This is a genomic window from Cytobacillus spongiae (assembly GCF_021390075.1).
Window position 1 is genome coordinate 1,988,564 of the sequence record NZ_CP089997.1, and the last position, 16,342, is coordinate 2,004,905.

The 16,342-nt window shown below is 38.8% G+C and carries 14 protein-coding genes; 12 read left to right on the forward strand and 2 right to left on the reverse strand.

The features are described 5' to 3' along the window. Positions 1 to 204: 204 nt before the first annotated feature. From LS684_RS10095 to LS684_RS10105, 3 genes are read left to right on the forward strand one after another with little or no spacing between them, the layout of a single operon-like run. Complete coding sequence (locus tag LS684_RS10095) at positions 205 to 531, forward strand: PadR family transcriptional regulator (protein ID WP_233811452.1); 327 nt, start codon at positions 205 to 207, stop codon at positions 529 to 531. Then, the gene (locus tag LS684_RS10100; RefSeq protein WP_233811453.1) at positions 521 to 1,081 is read left to right on the forward strand and encodes an HAAS signaling domain-containing protein; all 561 of its coding nucleotides are present in this window, start codon (positions 521 to 523) and stop codon (positions 1,079 to 1,081) included. The genes LS684_RS10095 and LS684_RS10100 overlap by 11 nt, the downstream gene beginning before the upstream one ends. Further along, positions 1,078 to 1,974 (forward strand): DUF4097 domain-containing protein, encoded by an 897-nt coding sequence (locus tag LS684_RS10105; RefSeq protein ID WP_233811454.1) that lies wholly within the window; start codon positions 1,078 to 1,080, stop codon positions 1,972 to 1,974. Before LS684_RS10100 ends, LS684_RS10105 begins: the two co-directional genes overlap by 4 nt. A gap of 112 nt (positions 1,975 to 2,086) precedes the next feature. Here LS684_RS10105 and LS684_RS10110 read toward each other — a convergent pair whose 3' ends face one another. After that, the gene (locus LS684_RS10110) at positions 2,087 to 3,658 is read right to left on the reverse strand and encodes a bifunctional metallophosphatase/5'-nucleotidase (protein WP_233811455.1); all 1,572 of its coding nucleotides are present in this window, start codon (positions 3,656 to 3,658) and stop codon (positions 2,087 to 2,089) included. Between the two features lie 243 nt (positions 3,659 to 3,901). Continuing rightward, the gene (locus LS684_RS10115; protein WP_233811456.1) at positions 3,902 to 5,185 is read right to left on the reverse strand and encodes an ATP-binding protein; all 1,284 of its coding nucleotides are present in this window, start codon (positions 5,183 to 5,185) and stop codon (positions 3,902 to 3,904) included. A 440-nt stretch (positions 5,186 to 5,625) separates the two neighbouring features. Between LS684_RS10115 and LS684_RS10120 the strand changes: the two genes are divergently transcribed. The 9 genes from LS684_RS10120 to LS684_RS10160 all read left to right on the forward strand — a co-directional run bounded on the left by LS684_RS10120 (position 5,626) and on the right by LS684_RS10160 (position 15,775). Continuing rightward, a complete protein-coding gene (locus LS684_RS10120; RefSeq protein WP_233811457.1) occupies positions 5,626 to 6,405 on the forward strand; it encodes a TerC family protein in 780 nt (259 codons plus the stop codon). Between the two features lie 344 nt (positions 6,406 to 6,749). Further along, entirely contained in the window at positions 6,750 to 7,148 is a 399-nt protein-coding gene (locus LS684_RS10125) for a GntR family transcriptional regulator (protein WP_233811458.1), read from the forward strand. Continuing rightward, positions 7,132 to 8,031, forward strand: a complete 900-nt coding sequence (locus LS684_RS10130; protein ID WP_233811459.1) for an ABC transporter ATP-binding protein — start codon at positions 7,132 to 7,134, stop codon at positions 8,029 to 8,031. Before LS684_RS10125 ends, LS684_RS10130 begins: the two co-directional genes overlap by 17 nt. Continuing rightward, on the forward strand, positions 8,006 to 9,985 hold the full coding sequence (locus LS684_RS10135) for a DUF6449 domain-containing protein (RefSeq protein ID WP_233811460.1): 1,980 nt from the start codon (positions 8,006 to 8,008) through the stop codon (positions 9,983 to 9,985). Before LS684_RS10130 ends, LS684_RS10135 begins: the two co-directional genes overlap by 26 nt. 21 nt (positions 9,986 to 10,006) lie before the next feature. Next, complete coding sequence (locus LS684_RS10140; protein WP_233811461.1) at positions 10,007 to 10,531, forward strand: RNA polymerase sigma factor; 525 nt, start codon at positions 10,007 to 10,009, stop codon at positions 10,529 to 10,531. A 140-nt stretch (positions 10,532 to 10,671) separates the two neighbouring features. Beyond that, on the forward strand, positions 10,672 to 11,514 hold the full coding sequence (gene dat / locus LS684_RS10145) for a D-amino-acid transaminase (RefSeq protein ID WP_233811462.1): 843 nt from the start codon (positions 10,672 to 10,674) through the stop codon (positions 11,512 to 11,514). Positions 11,515 to 11,528: 14 nt separating this feature from the next. Next, positions 11,529 to 12,455: a dipeptidase gene (locus LS684_RS10150; protein WP_233811463.1), complete on the forward strand. Its 927-nt coding sequence runs from the start codon at positions 11,529 to 11,531 to the stop codon at positions 12,453 to 12,455. Positions 12,456 to 12,673: 218 nt separating this feature from the next. After that, positions 12,674 to 14,866, forward strand: a complete 2,193-nt coding sequence (locus LS684_RS10155) for a malate synthase G (protein WP_233811464.1) — start codon at positions 12,674 to 12,676, stop codon at positions 14,864 to 14,866. A gap of 132 nt (positions 14,867 to 14,998) precedes the next feature. Then, the gene (locus LS684_RS10160) at positions 14,999 to 15,775 is read left to right on the forward strand and encodes an IclR family transcriptional regulator (protein WP_233811465.1); all 777 of its coding nucleotides are present in this window, start codon (positions 14,999 to 15,001) and stop codon (positions 15,773 to 15,775) included. Positions 15,776 to 16,342: the final 567 nt, after the last annotated feature.

Here is a 16,342-nt window from a genome sequence, read left to right on the forward strand (position 1 = left end):
CAGAAGAGGAGTCAGCGCTTTTAAAGTGTGCCGTACTTCTTCCTTATTCAAATGGACAGCACTAGTTAGTGAAAATTTTCCATCACTACCTTGCAATGTTCACTAGTGTGTATTATAGTAAAGAAGTGGTAAATGTTTCACGTTAACCTATTGTATAATAATCAGTAGTGGATAAAGAGTAGTAGGAATTAGGAGGTCTGTTCCTTGAATGTGCAATTTAAAAAAGGCGTCTTAGAATTATGTGTACTCATTCTCATCTCAAAGAAGGACCAATATGGGTATGAATTAGCACAGAACATCTCGAATAAAATTGAAGTGGCAGAAGGAACGCTATATCCCTTATTAAGAAGACTAACAAAAGAAGACTATTTATCAACGTATTTAGCAGAATCGACTGAAGGGCCACCAAGAAAGTATTATTCTCTCACAGCTAAAGGGGAAGAATACATGCTTTCACTTATTGAAGAATGGAAACAATTTGCTTACGGTGTTAATTCATTAATTGAGGAGGGGATGAATCATGGAAGATAACGCATTTCTTATTACGCTAAATAAGTTATTAAAAAAAGTACCTGAAATAGAGCGAGCGGAGATGCTCTATGACTATGTGGAACATTTCGAGGTAGGTCTAGCAAATGGAAAAACCGAAAAGGAAATCATGGCTGAACTGGGTGATCCTCATGTAATTGCTAGGGATCTTCTTGCAACGTATCGAGTGGAGCTCGCAGAAAAGGATCAATCCGTTTCCAATATATTCAAAGCCCTTTTTGCGACGATTAGCTTAAGTTTTTTTAATCTTGCCTTTATCATCGGTCCAGTTGTTGGAATATTTGGCGTATATATAGCGCTATTTGTAGTAGCAATCATTCTAACCATCTCACCGATTTTCTTATTGTTCTCTTCCTTTTTTGGATTTACGTTTGAGAACTTTACAGTTAACTTCTTTGGATCATTAGCATTGTTTAGTCTCGGATTACTAATGAGCATTGGAATGATCTATGTAGGGAAATTTTTCTATATGTCCATCCTGCGTTACATCAAATTTAATATTCGCATCATTAAAGGAGGGAGAGCCGCATGAAGAAGCTAGTCTATGTTTTATTCATATTATTTATCATTGGCGTCATCGGTACATTTATCAGTTCGAACTCTTCGGGTAGCTATTTTTCATTTCATACAACCGATGTAGAGGAAAAAGTAACTGTTGAGGGGTCTGCTATCCAACATATTGAGTTAGACGTATCCTCCGCCGATGTCACTCTCAATAAGTCATCAAGTCAAGACATAACAGTTGAATTAGTTGGTGAAGTAAGTAAAAAGCTAGAAGACGACTTTAAACTTAACGTGGAAGAGAATGAGGATACTCTCACCATTTCAATTGATGAAAAGAAAAAAATTTACATGGGTGTGACGAGAATCAGTTTGGACATAATCATTTCATTACCTGAACAAAGCTATGAGTCGATTCAGCTACGAACATCGTCAGGCGATATCGCGGCAGAACATATGATTGTGAAAGAAACGCTTCAATTGATGGCAAGTAGTGGAGACGTAACGGCAAAGGACAGTGAAGCCCAAGTTGTAGAATTAAAAGCAAGTAGTGGTGATCTACTGGCAGAAAATTTGAGCGGTGCAAAACTGTCTAGCTTTAAAACGAGTTCAGGTGATATCATTTTACGAAATGTACCAGGCGATATTACAGCTAAAGCGTCATCTGGTGAAATCTTAATAGAAAACGAGCGTCTAACAGGAAATATGACCGCTGAAGTACATAGTGGAGATGTGGATATTCGCTTTTCTGAAAAGCCTGATTCCATGGTTGTCCATTATAAAGGGAGCTCAGGAGAGGGAACAGTCGATATCGATGGCTTCTTATTTGAGGAAAAAGAAGAGAACCACTTTAAAGGAAAAATTGGTTCAGGAGCATATGAAATCCACGTAGAAACAAGCTCAGGGGATTTTTCTCTTCGTTAAATTACGTAAACTCTTCATCTATCAATAGGAATAAATGGTTAATCATCGATTCATCTTGCTAAAGCTCCATCCCCGTACATGATGCGAAAAGGGTGGAGCTTTGGTTTGCTTTTCATTTCGTTACCTTCCAATTTCCATCACATGTAGCATGAATCGTTTTTCGCTTCAGTATGTAGTTCGCAATTAATTCAGTCATATCGATTTGTATTTCTTTTACAACTCGCTTGTCCTTAAACATAGGAAAATTCCCACCTCCGCCTGCACGATAATTATTCATAACCACCTCAAATGTTTGGTCCATTTGGATAGGAAGTGCCATGTAGTTCAATTGCACAACTCGTTCTCCAACGGGCTTAGAGATGTTCAACTCATATTCAATTCCTTCCCACATATCGTAATTGTAATGCTGTGGTTTTGGTTCGACAAAATGGGGGTTAATGATTATTTCTTGCTTTTCATTTAAAGAAAAATACGTAGCCGATTGCTCAAGTGCATCTTTTATGTCTTGTCCCTTTATTTCAATCACTTTCAGTGTGTTTGGATAAATATAGTTTGAAACTATATCCCTCATGGTAATCTCTTGTGGAAACCCTCTTGAATGATTATCGAATAGAGCAGTGCTAGATATGTTAGCACCAGCTGCATCCATTTGCACTTTATTAATGAATTCGATAAGGGGATGATCTTTAAGCCTCACCTCAAAGGGGTTTCTAATTTCCATATCAAAGGTAATTCTTCCAATCGGCTGAGCTAGCCATTGCTGTGTCTGTTGCTCATATGATTGGACTAAATTTAGAAGAGCTTGATCCGTTTCTGTTTTTTCTGTTACATGGATGAGCTCTGCCGTCTTTTGGATGATCGACCATTTGCCTTTGTCCTTAGCAAAATCAATCGTAACCTTCCCTAGAGCTTGCCCATTATAGCTTGGTTGGACTACTGTTACTCCGTTAATTTCAGCTGTAAGTGCCCGGTGTTGATGACCAGTCAGCAACACATCAATTCCTTCTAGCTCGGTACACATGAGGTATCCTTGGTTTTCTCCTGTGAAGAGTTCCGTTTCCTTCCCAGTCACAGGATCTCGCTCAAGCCCCCCATGATAGGAAACGATTAATAGATCGTATGTTTCGTTTTCTTTAATAAAATCCAGCCAGTTGTTAACGGTCTCGAATGCATCCTGGAACCGCAGTCCTTCAATGTGATTCGGATCTTCCCAGTTTGGGATATAGTGGGTTGTTACACCGAGAATAACGACGCGCAGCTTATTCGGCAATTCCTTGATGAAATATGGTTTTCCAACGAAAGGAGTACCATCTGTCATGACAATGTTTGCAGATAGCCAAGGAAAGTTAGATTGGGAAACCACATTTGTTAATAGATCTAGTCCAAAGTTAAATTCATGATTACCTAGAATCGCAGCATCGTAATGAAGCGAGTTCATTAAGGTGATAGCTGGGTGTTCCGTATCGGCTAAGAATTTTGCATAGTGGTAGGTGAGTGGAGTTCCTTGAATCATATCGCCATTGTCAATTAAGAGGCAATTAGAAGCTATCATCTGCTCGTCCTTAATAAGGGAAGCAAGCTTTCCTAACCCACTATTCATCTCCTTTTGCAACCCATAATTGAATGGAAAAAGGTTCCCGTGTATATCACTAGTTTGTAATACTGTTACTTGACAGGTTTCCAATCAGAACACTCCTTAGTTGAATATTCAAATAGAAATCTAAAGCACATGTTCCTACTAGTATAAATGGTTCATACAGTGAAGTTAACTACCAATATCCATATTTTTAATTATTTACAATTTATTAACCATTAATGATGGTATTTTACAAGTAAGACGACTTACTTTAGTTTAAGCTTAAATTATTGAGAGGGTTATTTTTCAATCCTATATAATCGAAATAGACAACAAAAAACTGCCAGGAACTCATTTATTTTCCTTGGCAGTTTTTTGTTGTTTTTCTTTTATAAATAAGGGGAGATGAATATGGACGATGGTTCCTTTATTGACTTCGCTCTCATATTCAATGCTTCCATTCATTTCTCGGATTAATTTACTTGTGACCATACTTCCGAGTCCGGTTCCCTTCGTTTTTGTCGTATAAAAGGGCAGCCCAATCTGCTTCAATTGCTCAGTTGTCATTCCACATCCATTATCTTCAACTGTAATTTGCACCAAGTCATTCAGATAATCCGATCTTACTTTTACCCGAATATGTCCTTTGTCAGATATTGATTCGATTCCATTTTTCAACACATTCATTATGGCTTGTTTCAAATGATGTTCATCGCCATAGACAAAATGCTCATTCTCAAAAGAAAACTCAATAGTTGTATCTGAATAGGACGCAAGGGGTCTAAGAAGCTCGACGCAATCGTGAATCACACGTGTGATTTCAATATCAGAAAGATGAAATTGCTCAGGCTTGGCAACTTGAAGGTAATTCGTAATAATCTTATTCGTCCGGTCTAATTCTTCTAGGATTAACGGAGAAAATTTCTTGAATTCCGGATCGGTTGTGTCTTTACTTAAGTATTGGATAAACCCTTGGACAGTTGAAAGAGGATTGCGAATTTCATGTGCAAATGAAGCGGCAAGATGTCCAATCATCGTAAGCTTGTCGATGTAAACCATTTCCTCTATTTGTGTGTTAATTTTTATCAAATGGTCAATGACAAAAACTAAGGAAATAAATGTTAAAAAGAAGGAAATAAAATAGACGATATAAAAATTGTGATTTAAAATCTTCACCGAATGATACAATACGGCAATATACATAAGAAAGTATATGATGACAATGACTGTTCCTGTCCCAACTCGAAATGTGGATTGTAGAAACCAGCGACGAAAGATTAGAGCAATAAAAAAGGCTAGAAATGATACCAAAATGCCAATGGATACATACGGACCTCCTGAGAGATAACGAAAGATAGACGTAATGATAAATACGATGGAGCCTGGAATCCATCCAACATATAATGTAATGATTAGAATAGCGACCATTCTTAAATCAAAGCGTGTATCTCCAAGTGTTTCGATCGGGTAAAACATGCAAAATAAGGCACCAATGGCCCCAATAAGCCCAAAGATCAGTTTTTGTTTAATTGAAAAGGATTGTTTTTTATGAAACGGGAAAAACAAATTGGCATTAAAGGTAAATGAAAATAAGATGGTAATATTGACTAAAAGTGGTTTAATCAGTGTAATCATTTATACCCTCCATTATTCATATCAGCTTCTATCTGTATAGAAGGATACAAGTGGATGCTGTAAAAATTTTGATATTGAACACAAGTAAATATTATACTAGATACATTGAAAAAATTGAAGAGCATTTCATTATAGTACTCTTTTAGGTGAAATATTAAGATATTGTAAATCTCTAGTTTTTCAATCGCTTTATATTGACATATCCAAAAATATCTAATAAGCTAATAACATAACAGAATACTTCTCCAAAGGGGAGTAGCTTTTACAGCAAAGTCGTCATTACGGAGACAAGTCTCTCGGCTTTGTTGGCAACTTATTCGTTGTTAGCAAGACCTTTACTTATATTGGTAAGGGCCTTTTTGTATTTATTTCAAGAAACCTTTACCAGTAGCGGTAGAGGTTTTTTTGTTGTCAATAATTAAGAAATGGGAGGCTTACAAATGGAATTATCCTTATTATTAGAGTATGGCTGGGTATTATTGGTTTTAATTGCATTAGAGGGGCTGCTAGCTGCTGACAATGCACTTGTATTAGCGATTATGGTCAAGCACTTACCTGAGGAAGAAAGAAAGCGGGCTTTATTCTACGGCTTAGCGGGAGCGTTTATATTACGATTCGGTTCCTTGTTTGCGATTTCGTTCTTAGTGGATGTATGGCAAGTTCAAGCACTGGGTGCACTTTATCTATTGTTTATTGCCATTAATCACATAGCGAGAAAACTAGTAAAGAAAAAGGCAGAAGAAGCGACTGACACGAAAGTGAAAAAGCAAAGTGGGTTTTGGGGTACGGTATTGAAGGTAGAGCTAGCAGATATGGCTTTTGCGGTTGATTCGATCTTAGCTGCTGTAGCATTAGCAGTTGCCCTTCCTGATACAGGCCTTCCAACTATTGGGGGACTTGATGGAGGGAAATTCCTCGTCATTTTCGCAGGTGGGTTAATTGGTTTAATCATCATGCGATTTGCAGCAAACTTCTTTGTACAATTATTAAATAAGCGACCAGGATTAGAGATTACAGCATTTGCTATCGTAGGATGGGTAGGGGTAAAGCTTGCAGTATATACACTATCTCACCCGGCATTATCCGTATTACCAGAAGCATTCGCTAAATCTTCAGCTTGGAAGTTATCATTCTATATTGTCCTTGTCGGAATTGCACTTGCCGGCTGGTTTCTCTCAAAGGAAAAAAAGGATGAGAACGAAGTATCAAAAACTGCATAACGAAAGAGATTAGCCACCTATCTTCATTAGATAGGTGGTTTTTGCATTTATTGGGAAATGAAGTAAAGATCTTCTTAGAAAAATAGGTAACTGAACGGAAGGATGCGTAGACTCGTGCTGGTGAAATGGGACAGGTGAAATCCAACAGGAGAAGCCAGGGATGCTCAGTGCACGACTCTCGGCAAGCGAGTATCCGTAAGCGGAAAACTGCCAATGTTTCAACAACAAATTTAAATACGAGAACAGAAAAAAAAGCTTCACAAATGGAAATGCATGTAATATAATCTAACTGTACTAACTGTATTATGAATAATAGTACACTGCATACAGATGGGAGGTTGAATATGTTCGAATTAGATGTAAGAAGTCGAAAGCCGATCTATGAGCAATTAGTCGATAAATTAAAAGAACTCATTATCTCTGAAGTTCTTAAACAGGATGAACAACTACCTTCTGTGCGGTCATTAGCCCAGCAGATTACAGTTAATCCCAATACGATTCAAAAAGCATATAGAGAGCTAGAAAACCAAGGATATATCTACTCTGTTAAAGGAAGGGGAAGTTTTGTTAGCCCAACGAGCCCAAAACAAAACACGGAGAAAATCATGAAAATGAAAAATGAGTTGCTAAAAATACTATCAGAGGCTTTATATCTTGGAATTAGTGCCGACGAAATTATTCAATTGATAAAAGAAGCGGAAACAACTGTAAGAGGGGGGAATGAGAATGATTCGCTTACATAATATCCAAAAACGATTCGAGAATTTTCAAGCAATCGAGCAGGTTGATCTTTCGATTGAAAAGGGATCTATTTATGGATTACTCGGGTCAAACGGAGCCGGAAAAACAACCCTACTGAAGCTACTTGCGGGGATATTTAAACAGGACCAAGGGGATGTGTTGATTGATGAACAATCGGTATACGAGAATCCTGCGGTAAAAGAAAAAATCTTCTTTATTCCAGATTACCCCTACTTCTTGCCCCAATATTCGATTATCCAAATGGGGAAGTTCTATCAAGGCATCTATACCAATTGGAATGAGGAACGTTTTCGGAAGCTTGTAGAGGCCTTTGCTATTGAAGGGAATAAAAAGCTCCATAAATTTTCAAAAGGAGTTCAAAGGCAGGCGGCATTTATCTTAGCATTATCGACCATGCCTGAAATTCTTATCCTCGATGAGCCAATGGATGGACTTGATCCGGTTGTTCGGAAAAATATGAAAAGTTTACTAATTGAAGATGTGGCAGACAGAGAAATGACGGTACTAATTTCGTCTCACAACCTAAGAGAAGTCGAGGATATTTGTAATGTGGTCGGAATTCTTCATAACGGAAGAATGATATTAGAAGAAGAGCTTGATTATTTGAAGTCAGATATCCATAAAATCCAGCTCGCATTTAAAGGGGATATACCCAATGCTGTGTTTTCTGGACTACAGGTGGTACACCAAGAACGGCGAGGAAGTATTCTCCTTTGTATCGTCAAAGGAAATGAGGCAGATGTCATTCGCCAAATCGAACAATTTCATCCAGTTATTTTGGATGTCCTGCCACTGACACTCGAAGAAATTTTTATCTATGAAATGGGGGATGCGGGATATGCGATCCACAGTATTCTCGTTTAATAAAGAATTAATGAAGCAAATGAATCGAAGTGCGGGATGGGTTTCGATTGTTTATTTCATCGTATTAATTTTTGCCCTGCCACTTCATCTTTTTTCCATTTCAACAAGTGAAAGGGAAGATTTTTGGCCAGTCGAATTTTTATACAATTATAACTTTGATATCCAATTTTTAACGATTTTAGCAGCACCTGTAGTAGTTGCACTCTTTTTGTTCCGGTTTATGCAACTTAAGCAAAGCTCAGATTTAATGCATAGTCTGCCTATTAAAAGAGAGGCGATTTTTCATCAATTCACCTTAACTGGCTTAATTTATTTAATTGTACCGGTCTTGTTCATTGCCATGATCGTTCATATTCAGCATTTGATGTGGAATTTGGACAAATGGGGTACTTTTTCAGTAGCTGATATCTATTACTGGGCAGGCACGACCATTTTACTGAACACGGTGATCTATTTGGGAGCCGTTCTAATTGGTATGATTACAGGGATTTCCATCGTACATGGAGTACTTACCTATATCTTTTTGTTACTCCCAGTTGGCCTGTATATGCTGTTTACGTACAATTTACAGTACCTTTTATTCGGTTTTTCTGGAAACTATTATATGAACAGCAATATTGAATACTATTCACCGCTAGTCCTCACAGAGAGATTAAGCTGGATGAAACTACCTGTTAAGCTTATTGTCCTTTACGTAGCCATAGCTATTGTGTTCTATGTATTATCACTCATTATATATAAAAATAGAAAAGTGGAAGCTGTTTCACAAGCATTGGTTTTTCCTATTTTAAAGCCAATTTTCAAATTCGGAGTAATTGGCTGTACATCCTTTCTATTTGGAATGTATTTCGGAGAGACGCAAGGTCGCACAAATGGGTGGCTGTTTTTCGGATATGCAATAGGTTCAATTATCGGCTTTTTGGCAGCAGAAATGGTCCTGCAAAAAACATGGCGAGTATTTTCTAACGTAAAGAGCTTTTTCTATTATGCATTGGGGTTAGTTGTCGTCATTGTTGCTCTTCAAATGGATGTGCTTGGATTTGAAGAAAAGGTACCAGAGCTTTCCGAAATAGAGAAGGTGCACTTAAGTAAAAGCCCCTACATGTATACAAACCCTGAGGGAGATAAACCATTTTCCTTAGAAGAAAAGGAAAACCTTCAATTCGTACGGGATCTGCACCAGGAAATTGTCTTAAATAAAAAGCAAGAACTAAGTCAGCAAAACAAAGTGAACGAGACGGCATTCTTCTTATACGAATTGAAAAATGGAAAGAAACTTGTCAGAGAATATGGCATTAACGAAGATCATTACACGTCCTATTATAAGGTCATCTCTGAATCAAAAGAATTTAAAGAAGCGAATCATTCCATCCTTCATGTAAAGGCTGAAGAAATAAACTACATGATGATTATTCCAGAAGGACCGGTTGATAGTAGAGTAATCATTTCTGAGAAAGAGGACGTGAAGGAAGCGTTAGCGATTCTAAAAGAGGAAGTATACGAAGAAACTTATGAAGAAACGAATAATCATCGAGGAATGCGCTCTGAAATTCAATTCGTGATGAATGGTGGTCATAACAACAAATTTTTAAGTCTCCCTTCATCTTATCAAAAATTTGAACAATGGCTGGAGAAGAAAGGTCTATTAGATGATGTGAAAATCGTCGAGGATGAGATAGATTATGCCGTTGTTGTCAACCAAGATGAATTGAGCGAAGAACAAATACACGATCTTACTAGATACGGAAAAAATGTGTTGGAAGAAATACAAGAATCAACGGAGACGTTGAAAATAACAGATCCTGCAAAGGTAATTCAAGCTTTAGATGAATCGGTATCAGATCCGTATGGTCATTTTGTGTTAGCTGTCTATTTAAAGGGACAGGATACACCATATATTCGAAGTATCGACTATTCTAACGCCCCTGAGGAAATCATGAATTTCTTTAAGTAGGATGTTAGGGGAGGAATGACCGTGGAACATGCAGATGAGCGGTTGATGGAAGAAATATGTACGCTTTATCACAAACGTCTTTTTCATGTAGCATATGGGGTAACCCGTGACCACCATTTAGCAGAGGACGTTGTTCAAGAATCATTAATCAAAGCCTTTCGAAAAATAGATACGATTCATGATCAAGAGAAGATTGGGCCCTGGTTATGTTCCATTACAACAAGAACAGCCATCGATTTCATTCGAAAAGAGAAAAAGAAAAATGAAATCTCACTCGAAGGCACGTTGCTGATGAATCGTGAGTTTCAAGCCAAGGATCATGTTGAAGAAGAAGTGGTACTAAGCTTCTTAATGGAGGAAGTACAGGAAATGGTCAATGACTTTACTCCGAATCAAAAAAACATTTTTATCCTAAAAGCGGCAAAAGGCATGAAGGAGAAAGAAATTGCTGAAACCCTTCAACTAAACCCTGCAACGGTCAAAACCGTGTTTTATCGAGCAAGAAAACGCCTCAAAGGCTTACTGCTGGAAAAAACATTGGCATAATCATAACCCATTATCAAAGGACAGTCTTTGGTAATGGGTTTTTAATTTGAATCGAAAAAATATGGATGGATTAATTTTCAATTTTCATATATTTTAGTATAGAGGCAATGATTATTATCGAAAGTATAGGAGGCTGCGATATGAGTATTGGTTATATAAATGGGAAATATATTTCATTAGATGAAACGGTGATTCCAATTGATGAACGTGGGCATCAATTTGGTGATGGCGTATATGAGGTGATTCGATTTTATGCTGGTCAGCCTTTTATGCTAGATGAACATATAGAGAGATTAATAAACAGTTCATATGCGATAAAGCTACCGATTACCGATGACCTGGATAGCTTTAGAAAGCTCATTATGGAAGCCGTTCAGAAAGCCGGCATTTCAGATTGTAATGTCTATATTCAAATCACGCGGGGAATTGCAACGCGAAATCATTTGTTTCCTAATGTACCCGTATCCATTACGATGACGGTTCGCCCAGCAAAGACGATTGATAAAGACGAGCGAGCAAAGGGTGTATTTGCGATCACACGTGACGACGAGCGCTGGGCTAATTGCTATATCAAGTCGTTAAACCTACTGCCAAATATCCTAGCGAAACAAGAAGCAGAAGATCAAGGCTGCTTTGAAGCCATATTATTAAAAGAGGGATTTGTGACAGAGGGAACGAGCTCAAATGTGTACGTTGTAAAAGATGGAAAAGTCTATACAACGCCACTTTCTAAGCAAATCTTACCGGGAATTACACGTATGGCTGTCAAACAAATAGCAGAAAAATTAGAGATATCATTTATTGAACAACATGTGTCCCAAGAGGAACTAATGGAAGCTGATGAGGTATTTGTGACGAGTACAACGGCCGAAATATTACCGGTAGTGAAGATCAACAAATGTGCAGTAGGAAATGGAATACCTGGAGAAATAACCACTACCCTTTATGAAGAGTTTTGTCGTACCATCGAAAACCAAAAGTAAGTGAGGGGAAGGGATTGAAGATAATTGATCTCCATTGTGATGCATTGTTAAAGCTTTGGGAAGGAAAAGGAACCCGAAGCTTTGCAACTAGCAATGAAATCGACGCAAATATAGCACGGTTGAAAGAAGGGCAAGTGATGGTTCAATGCTTTGCCATCTTTATTGAACCAGAGATAAGCGCCGATCAACAATTTCAAGCAGCCCTCCAGCAGGTAGATTATTTTTATCATGAAGTTCTAGGAAAAAATCCCGAGATGAAGCACATAAAAAATTGGGGAGATTTCTACACACTTGAAGAAGGGGAAATTGGCGCGATGCTAACCCTTGAAGGTGTAGAAGCCATCGGAAATGATTTCATGAAGCTACGGATGTTAGCTGAATTAGGCGTCATGTCCATTGGGCTGACATGGAACCATGCCAATCTTGCTGCAGACGGTGCAGGTGAGCCTCGTGGCGGAGGTCTTACTCTTTTTGGAAAAGAAATCGTACAATTTAATAACGAACGCAAAATCTTAACGGATGTGTCTCATTTAAGTGAACGGGCATTTTGGGATGTCATGGATCTTGCGAACTACCCCATTGCAAGTCACTCCAACGCAAAAGCGCTTTGCGATCATCCGCGGAACTTAACAGATGAGCAAGCAAAGGCTATGTTTTCAAAAGAATCAATGATTCATGTGGTTTATTACCCATTTTTTGTATCGGATAAAGATCAAGTAACCATCAGTGATCTCGTAAGACACATTGATCATCTCTGCGCACTTGGTGGCGTACATCATATTGGGTTAGGTTCTGATTTCGATGGAATCGCTTCTTATATAACTGGGTTAGAACACGCGGGAAAAACCCAAAATCTTATCAATGAATTGCTCAAATATTATAAAGAGCATGAAGTAAGAGGGTTTGCCTACCAAAATTTTATCAATCATCTTCCAAAATAAAAACGCTGCTAGAGGTTTAAATCCTAAATCTCTAGCTTTTTTTATCATTCCCCTTTTTCATCCCGTTCACATAGAATTCAAGAAACCTAGAAAAATTATACAAAATAGATTGAAAAATCAAAAAGATTCATGGTATGATTTTTTTAGCAGATAAAAAGAAACGGTGTTTGTTATTACGCAACAACATACGCCGATTGAATTTAGGGAGGTAGTTGATTTTGACAAAGTACGTGAAAATAGGTCGCTTGCAAGTAGCAGAGGTTCTCTATGATTTTCTTCAAACCGAAGCACTTCCTAAGAGTGAAGTAGACGTAGGTTCCTTTTGGGAAGGGTTAGATTCGCTCATTCACGATTTATCTCCAAAAAATAAAGAGCTATTAAACCAAAGAGAAGCGCTGCAGGCGGAAATAAATACATGGCATAAACAAAATAAGGAAATTTATTTTAAGCAATACAAAGCTTTCTTGACAGAAATTGGCTATTTAGAACCGGCAGCTGAAGATTTTCAAGTGACAACAGAAAATGTAGATGAAGAGATTGCAGAGGTGGCTGGCCCGCAGTTGGTTGTTCCTGTAGATAACGCACGGTATGCCCTTAACGCTGCTAACGCTCGCTGGGGAAGCTTATATGATGCATTATACGGAACAGATGTGATTAGTGAAGAAGACGGAGCAACCAAAGGCCGTGGATACAATCCTGTTAGAGGAGCTAAAGTAATAGCATATGCGAAAGGCTTTCTCGATCGAATCGTCCCATTGCAAACCGGGTCACACAAACAAGCGGAAAGATATGAAGTGAAAGGGGAGCAGCTTTTCGTTCAGTTACCATCTGGTGAAATGACTTCATTAGCTGACAATGATAAATTGGTCGGCTATCAAGGAGAGCAGGCAGAGCCTTCTGCCCTATTATTTAAAAATAATGGTCTCCACTTCGAAATTCAAATCGACCGAACACATCCAATTGGAAAATCGGATGCAGCAGGCGTAAAGGATGTCTATGTAGAGTCTGCCCTTACAACAATTATGGATTGTGAAGACTCTGTAGCAGCTGTTGATGCGGAAGACAAAGTCGTTGTCTACCGCAACTGGAAAGGGCTAATGACAGGCGAACTAGAAGCGACCTTCCGAAAAGGGGAGCAGACCATTACTCGTAAGATGAATCCAGATCGGGTCTATACATCCAAAAATGGAGAAGAGCTTACGTTAAAAGGTCGCTCGTTAATGTTTGTGCGAAATGTAGGTCACCTTATGACAACAAATGCGATTCTCGATCAAACAGGAGATCAAATTCCAGAAGGGATTATGGATACGGTTATGACGAGCTTGTTAGCAAAGCATTCCCTTCTTGCAAACGGTCGATTCCAGAACTCCTCAAAAGGATCCGTTTACATTGTGAAACCGAAGATGCATGGTTCCAAAGAAGTGGCTTTTGCAAATGAATTATTCAATCGTGTCGAGGACTTATTAGGATTAGACCGATATACATTGAAAATTGGTGTCATGGACGAAGAACGCCGTACGTCCCTTAACTTAAAAGCATGTATTCGCGAGGTCAAGAATCGAGTGGTGTTCATTAATACAGGGTTCCTTGATCGAACAGGTGACGAAATGCATACATCAATGGAAGCAGGGCCGATGATTCGAAAGAATGATATGAAGTCTTCGAAATGGCTACAAGCCTATGAAGCTTCTAACGTAAGTGTGGGATTATCTGTAGGGTTTCAAGGCCATGCTCAAATAGGAAAAGGAATGTGGGCCATGCCTGATCGAATGGCAGATATGATGGAGCAAAAGGGCGGTCATTTAAATGCCGGTGCGAATACAGCCTGGGTTCCTTCGCCAACAGCTGCCACTCTCCATGCCTTGCATTATCATGAAATTGAAGTCAAAGCTGTGCAAAACGAACTGCTTAACCGACAAATGGATTGGCAGGATGATATATTGCAAATTCCAATTGTAAAAGAAACGAGCTGGAGTGAAGAAGAAGTTCAGCAGGAGCTCGATAATAACGCCCAGGGAATTCTCGGATACGTTGTTCGTTGGGTAGATCAAGGTGTGGGTTGTTCAAAAGTGCCTGATATCAATAATGTGGGGCTAATGGAGGACAGGGCAACACTCCGAATTTCGAGTCAGCATATGGCGAACTGGCTGCATCATGGAATCGTATCAAAAGAACAAGTACAAGAAACATTAAAGAGAATGGCGAATGTCGTAGATTTACAAAATAATGAAGACGACAATTATCGTCCAATGGCTCCACATTTTGATGAATCGATTGCATTCCAAGCAGCATACGACCTTGTGTTTAGCGGGTATGATCAACCAAGTGGATACACAGAGCCCATTTTACATCGTAGAAGACTAGAAGCTAAAGCGAAACAAAAGGAACAGGTGAATCTTTCGTCCATTTAATTTCATGCGTCAGGGCTAACCCAATTCGTTAGCCCTTATTTCCTTTTTGGGGAAAACGGCAGGAAATCGAACGATATATATACGAAAAACAACAAACCATGTTTTTGATGGGATGTCATGAGGTGAGCAAAATTGGAACGAGAACATATGGTCAAGTCTGTTAGCCGAGCACTCGATATAATTGCAATCGTAAGCGGGCATAGAGGCGGCCTTGGAGTAACTGACATTTCAAAGAGAATGGATATTAACAAAAGCTCTGTGTATCGAATCTTAACGACGCTTGCACAATACGGCTATATTGAACAGGATGAAGCAACAGATCGATATAAATTGGGCTATCAATTTTTAGCAGTAAGCACCAAATTGCTAGAATCCATTGACCTTCGTACAGAAGCCAGGCCTTTTTTACAAGAGCTTGAGAAAATAACGAATGAAGTCATACACCTTGTTGTATATGATCAAGGTGAAGTCGTATATATTGAGAAGCTAGAGGGAAATGAAACGCTTCGCATGCACTCTAAAGTTGGAAAAAGAGCCCCGATGCACTGCACTTCTGTGGGAAAAGCGATCTTAGCCTACCTCCCAACAGCAGTAGTACACGACATCCTCGATCGGAAAGGGCTGCCAGTGCATACTGAATATACAATTACTGATAAAGATCAATTGCTTAAGGAGTTAGAAGCCATTAAGAAAAAAGGCTTTGCACTCGACCTCGAAGAAAATGAACAAGGAATTACATGCATGGCAGTTCCTTTGTTTGATCACTTAGGGAACGTAGTCGCTGCCATGAGTATTTCAGGACATACCAGGAGGATGACGGACGAGCGGTTAAGCGGGCTACAAGGAAAAATGCTAGAAATCGGTCATGAAATTTCGAAGAGACTCGGATTTGTACCTATTCAGAGTTGAATTCAAGATTACTTTAAAAAAACGTACATTTGTAGCTACACTGCCCCCCATGATGAGCGAAAATAACGAATGTATGAGCGAAATCAGGTAGATAGTGAGCGAATTTCTGTCAAATGCGAGCGAAAAATCCAAATAACGAGCGAATTTCCACCATTCGCAAGCGAACGCTCAAAAAAGGAGCGTTCGCTCACAAGTTGGTATAGGGCAACTCAGAGATTGTCTATCTCTGACTCTCTTTTTCTATAAAACCATGCATTTTTCTGAAAAAACGTACCCTTTCGAAGCTACACCCGCATCGCCAATCTCCATCATGAGCGAAAATAACGAATGTATGAGCGAAATCAGGTAGATAGCGAGCGAATTTCAGTCAAATGCGAGCGAAAAATACAAATAACGAGCGAATTTCCACCATGCGCGAGCGAACGCTCAAAAAAGGAGCGTTCGCTCACAAGTTGGTATAGGGCAACTTAGAGATTGGAAATCTCCGACTCTCTTTTTCTATAAAACCATGCATTTTTCTGAAAAAACGTACCCTTTCGAAGCTACACCCTCATCGCCAATCTCCAT

What these genes read in the sequence shown, in the direction of transcription:
- LS684_RS10100 (WP_233811453.1), top strand. Translation starts at nt 521, where the DNA reads ATGGAAGATAACGCATTTCTTATTACGCTAAATAAGTTATTAAAAAAA.
- LS684_RS10105 (WP_233811454.1), top strand. Translation starts at nt 1,078, where the DNA reads ATGAAGAAGCTAGTCTATGTTTTATTCATATTATTTATCATTGGCGTC.
- LS684_RS10115 (WP_233811456.1), bottom strand. Translation starts at nt 5,185, where the DNA reads ATGATTACACTGATTAAACCACTTTTAGTCAATATTACCATCTTATTT.
- LS684_RS10120 (WP_233811457.1), top strand. Translation starts at nt 5,626, where the DNA reads ATGGAATTATCCTTATTATTAGAGTATGGCTGGGTATTATTGGTTTTA.
- LS684_RS10125 (WP_233811458.1), top strand. Translation starts at nt 6,750, where the DNA reads ATGTTCGAATTAGATGTAAGAAGTCGAAAGCCGATCTATGAGCAATTA.
- LS684_RS10130 (WP_233811459.1), top strand. Translation starts at nt 7,132, where the DNA reads ATGATTCGCTTACATAATATCCAAAAACGATTCGAGAATTTTCAAGCA.
- LS684_RS10135 (WP_233811460.1), top strand. Translation starts at nt 8,006, where the DNA reads ATGCGATCCACAGTATTCTCGTTTAATAAAGAATTAATGAAGCAAATG.
- dat (WP_233811462.1), top strand. Translation starts at nt 10,672, where the DNA reads ATGAGTATTGGTTATATAAATGGGAAATATATTTCATTAGATGAAACG.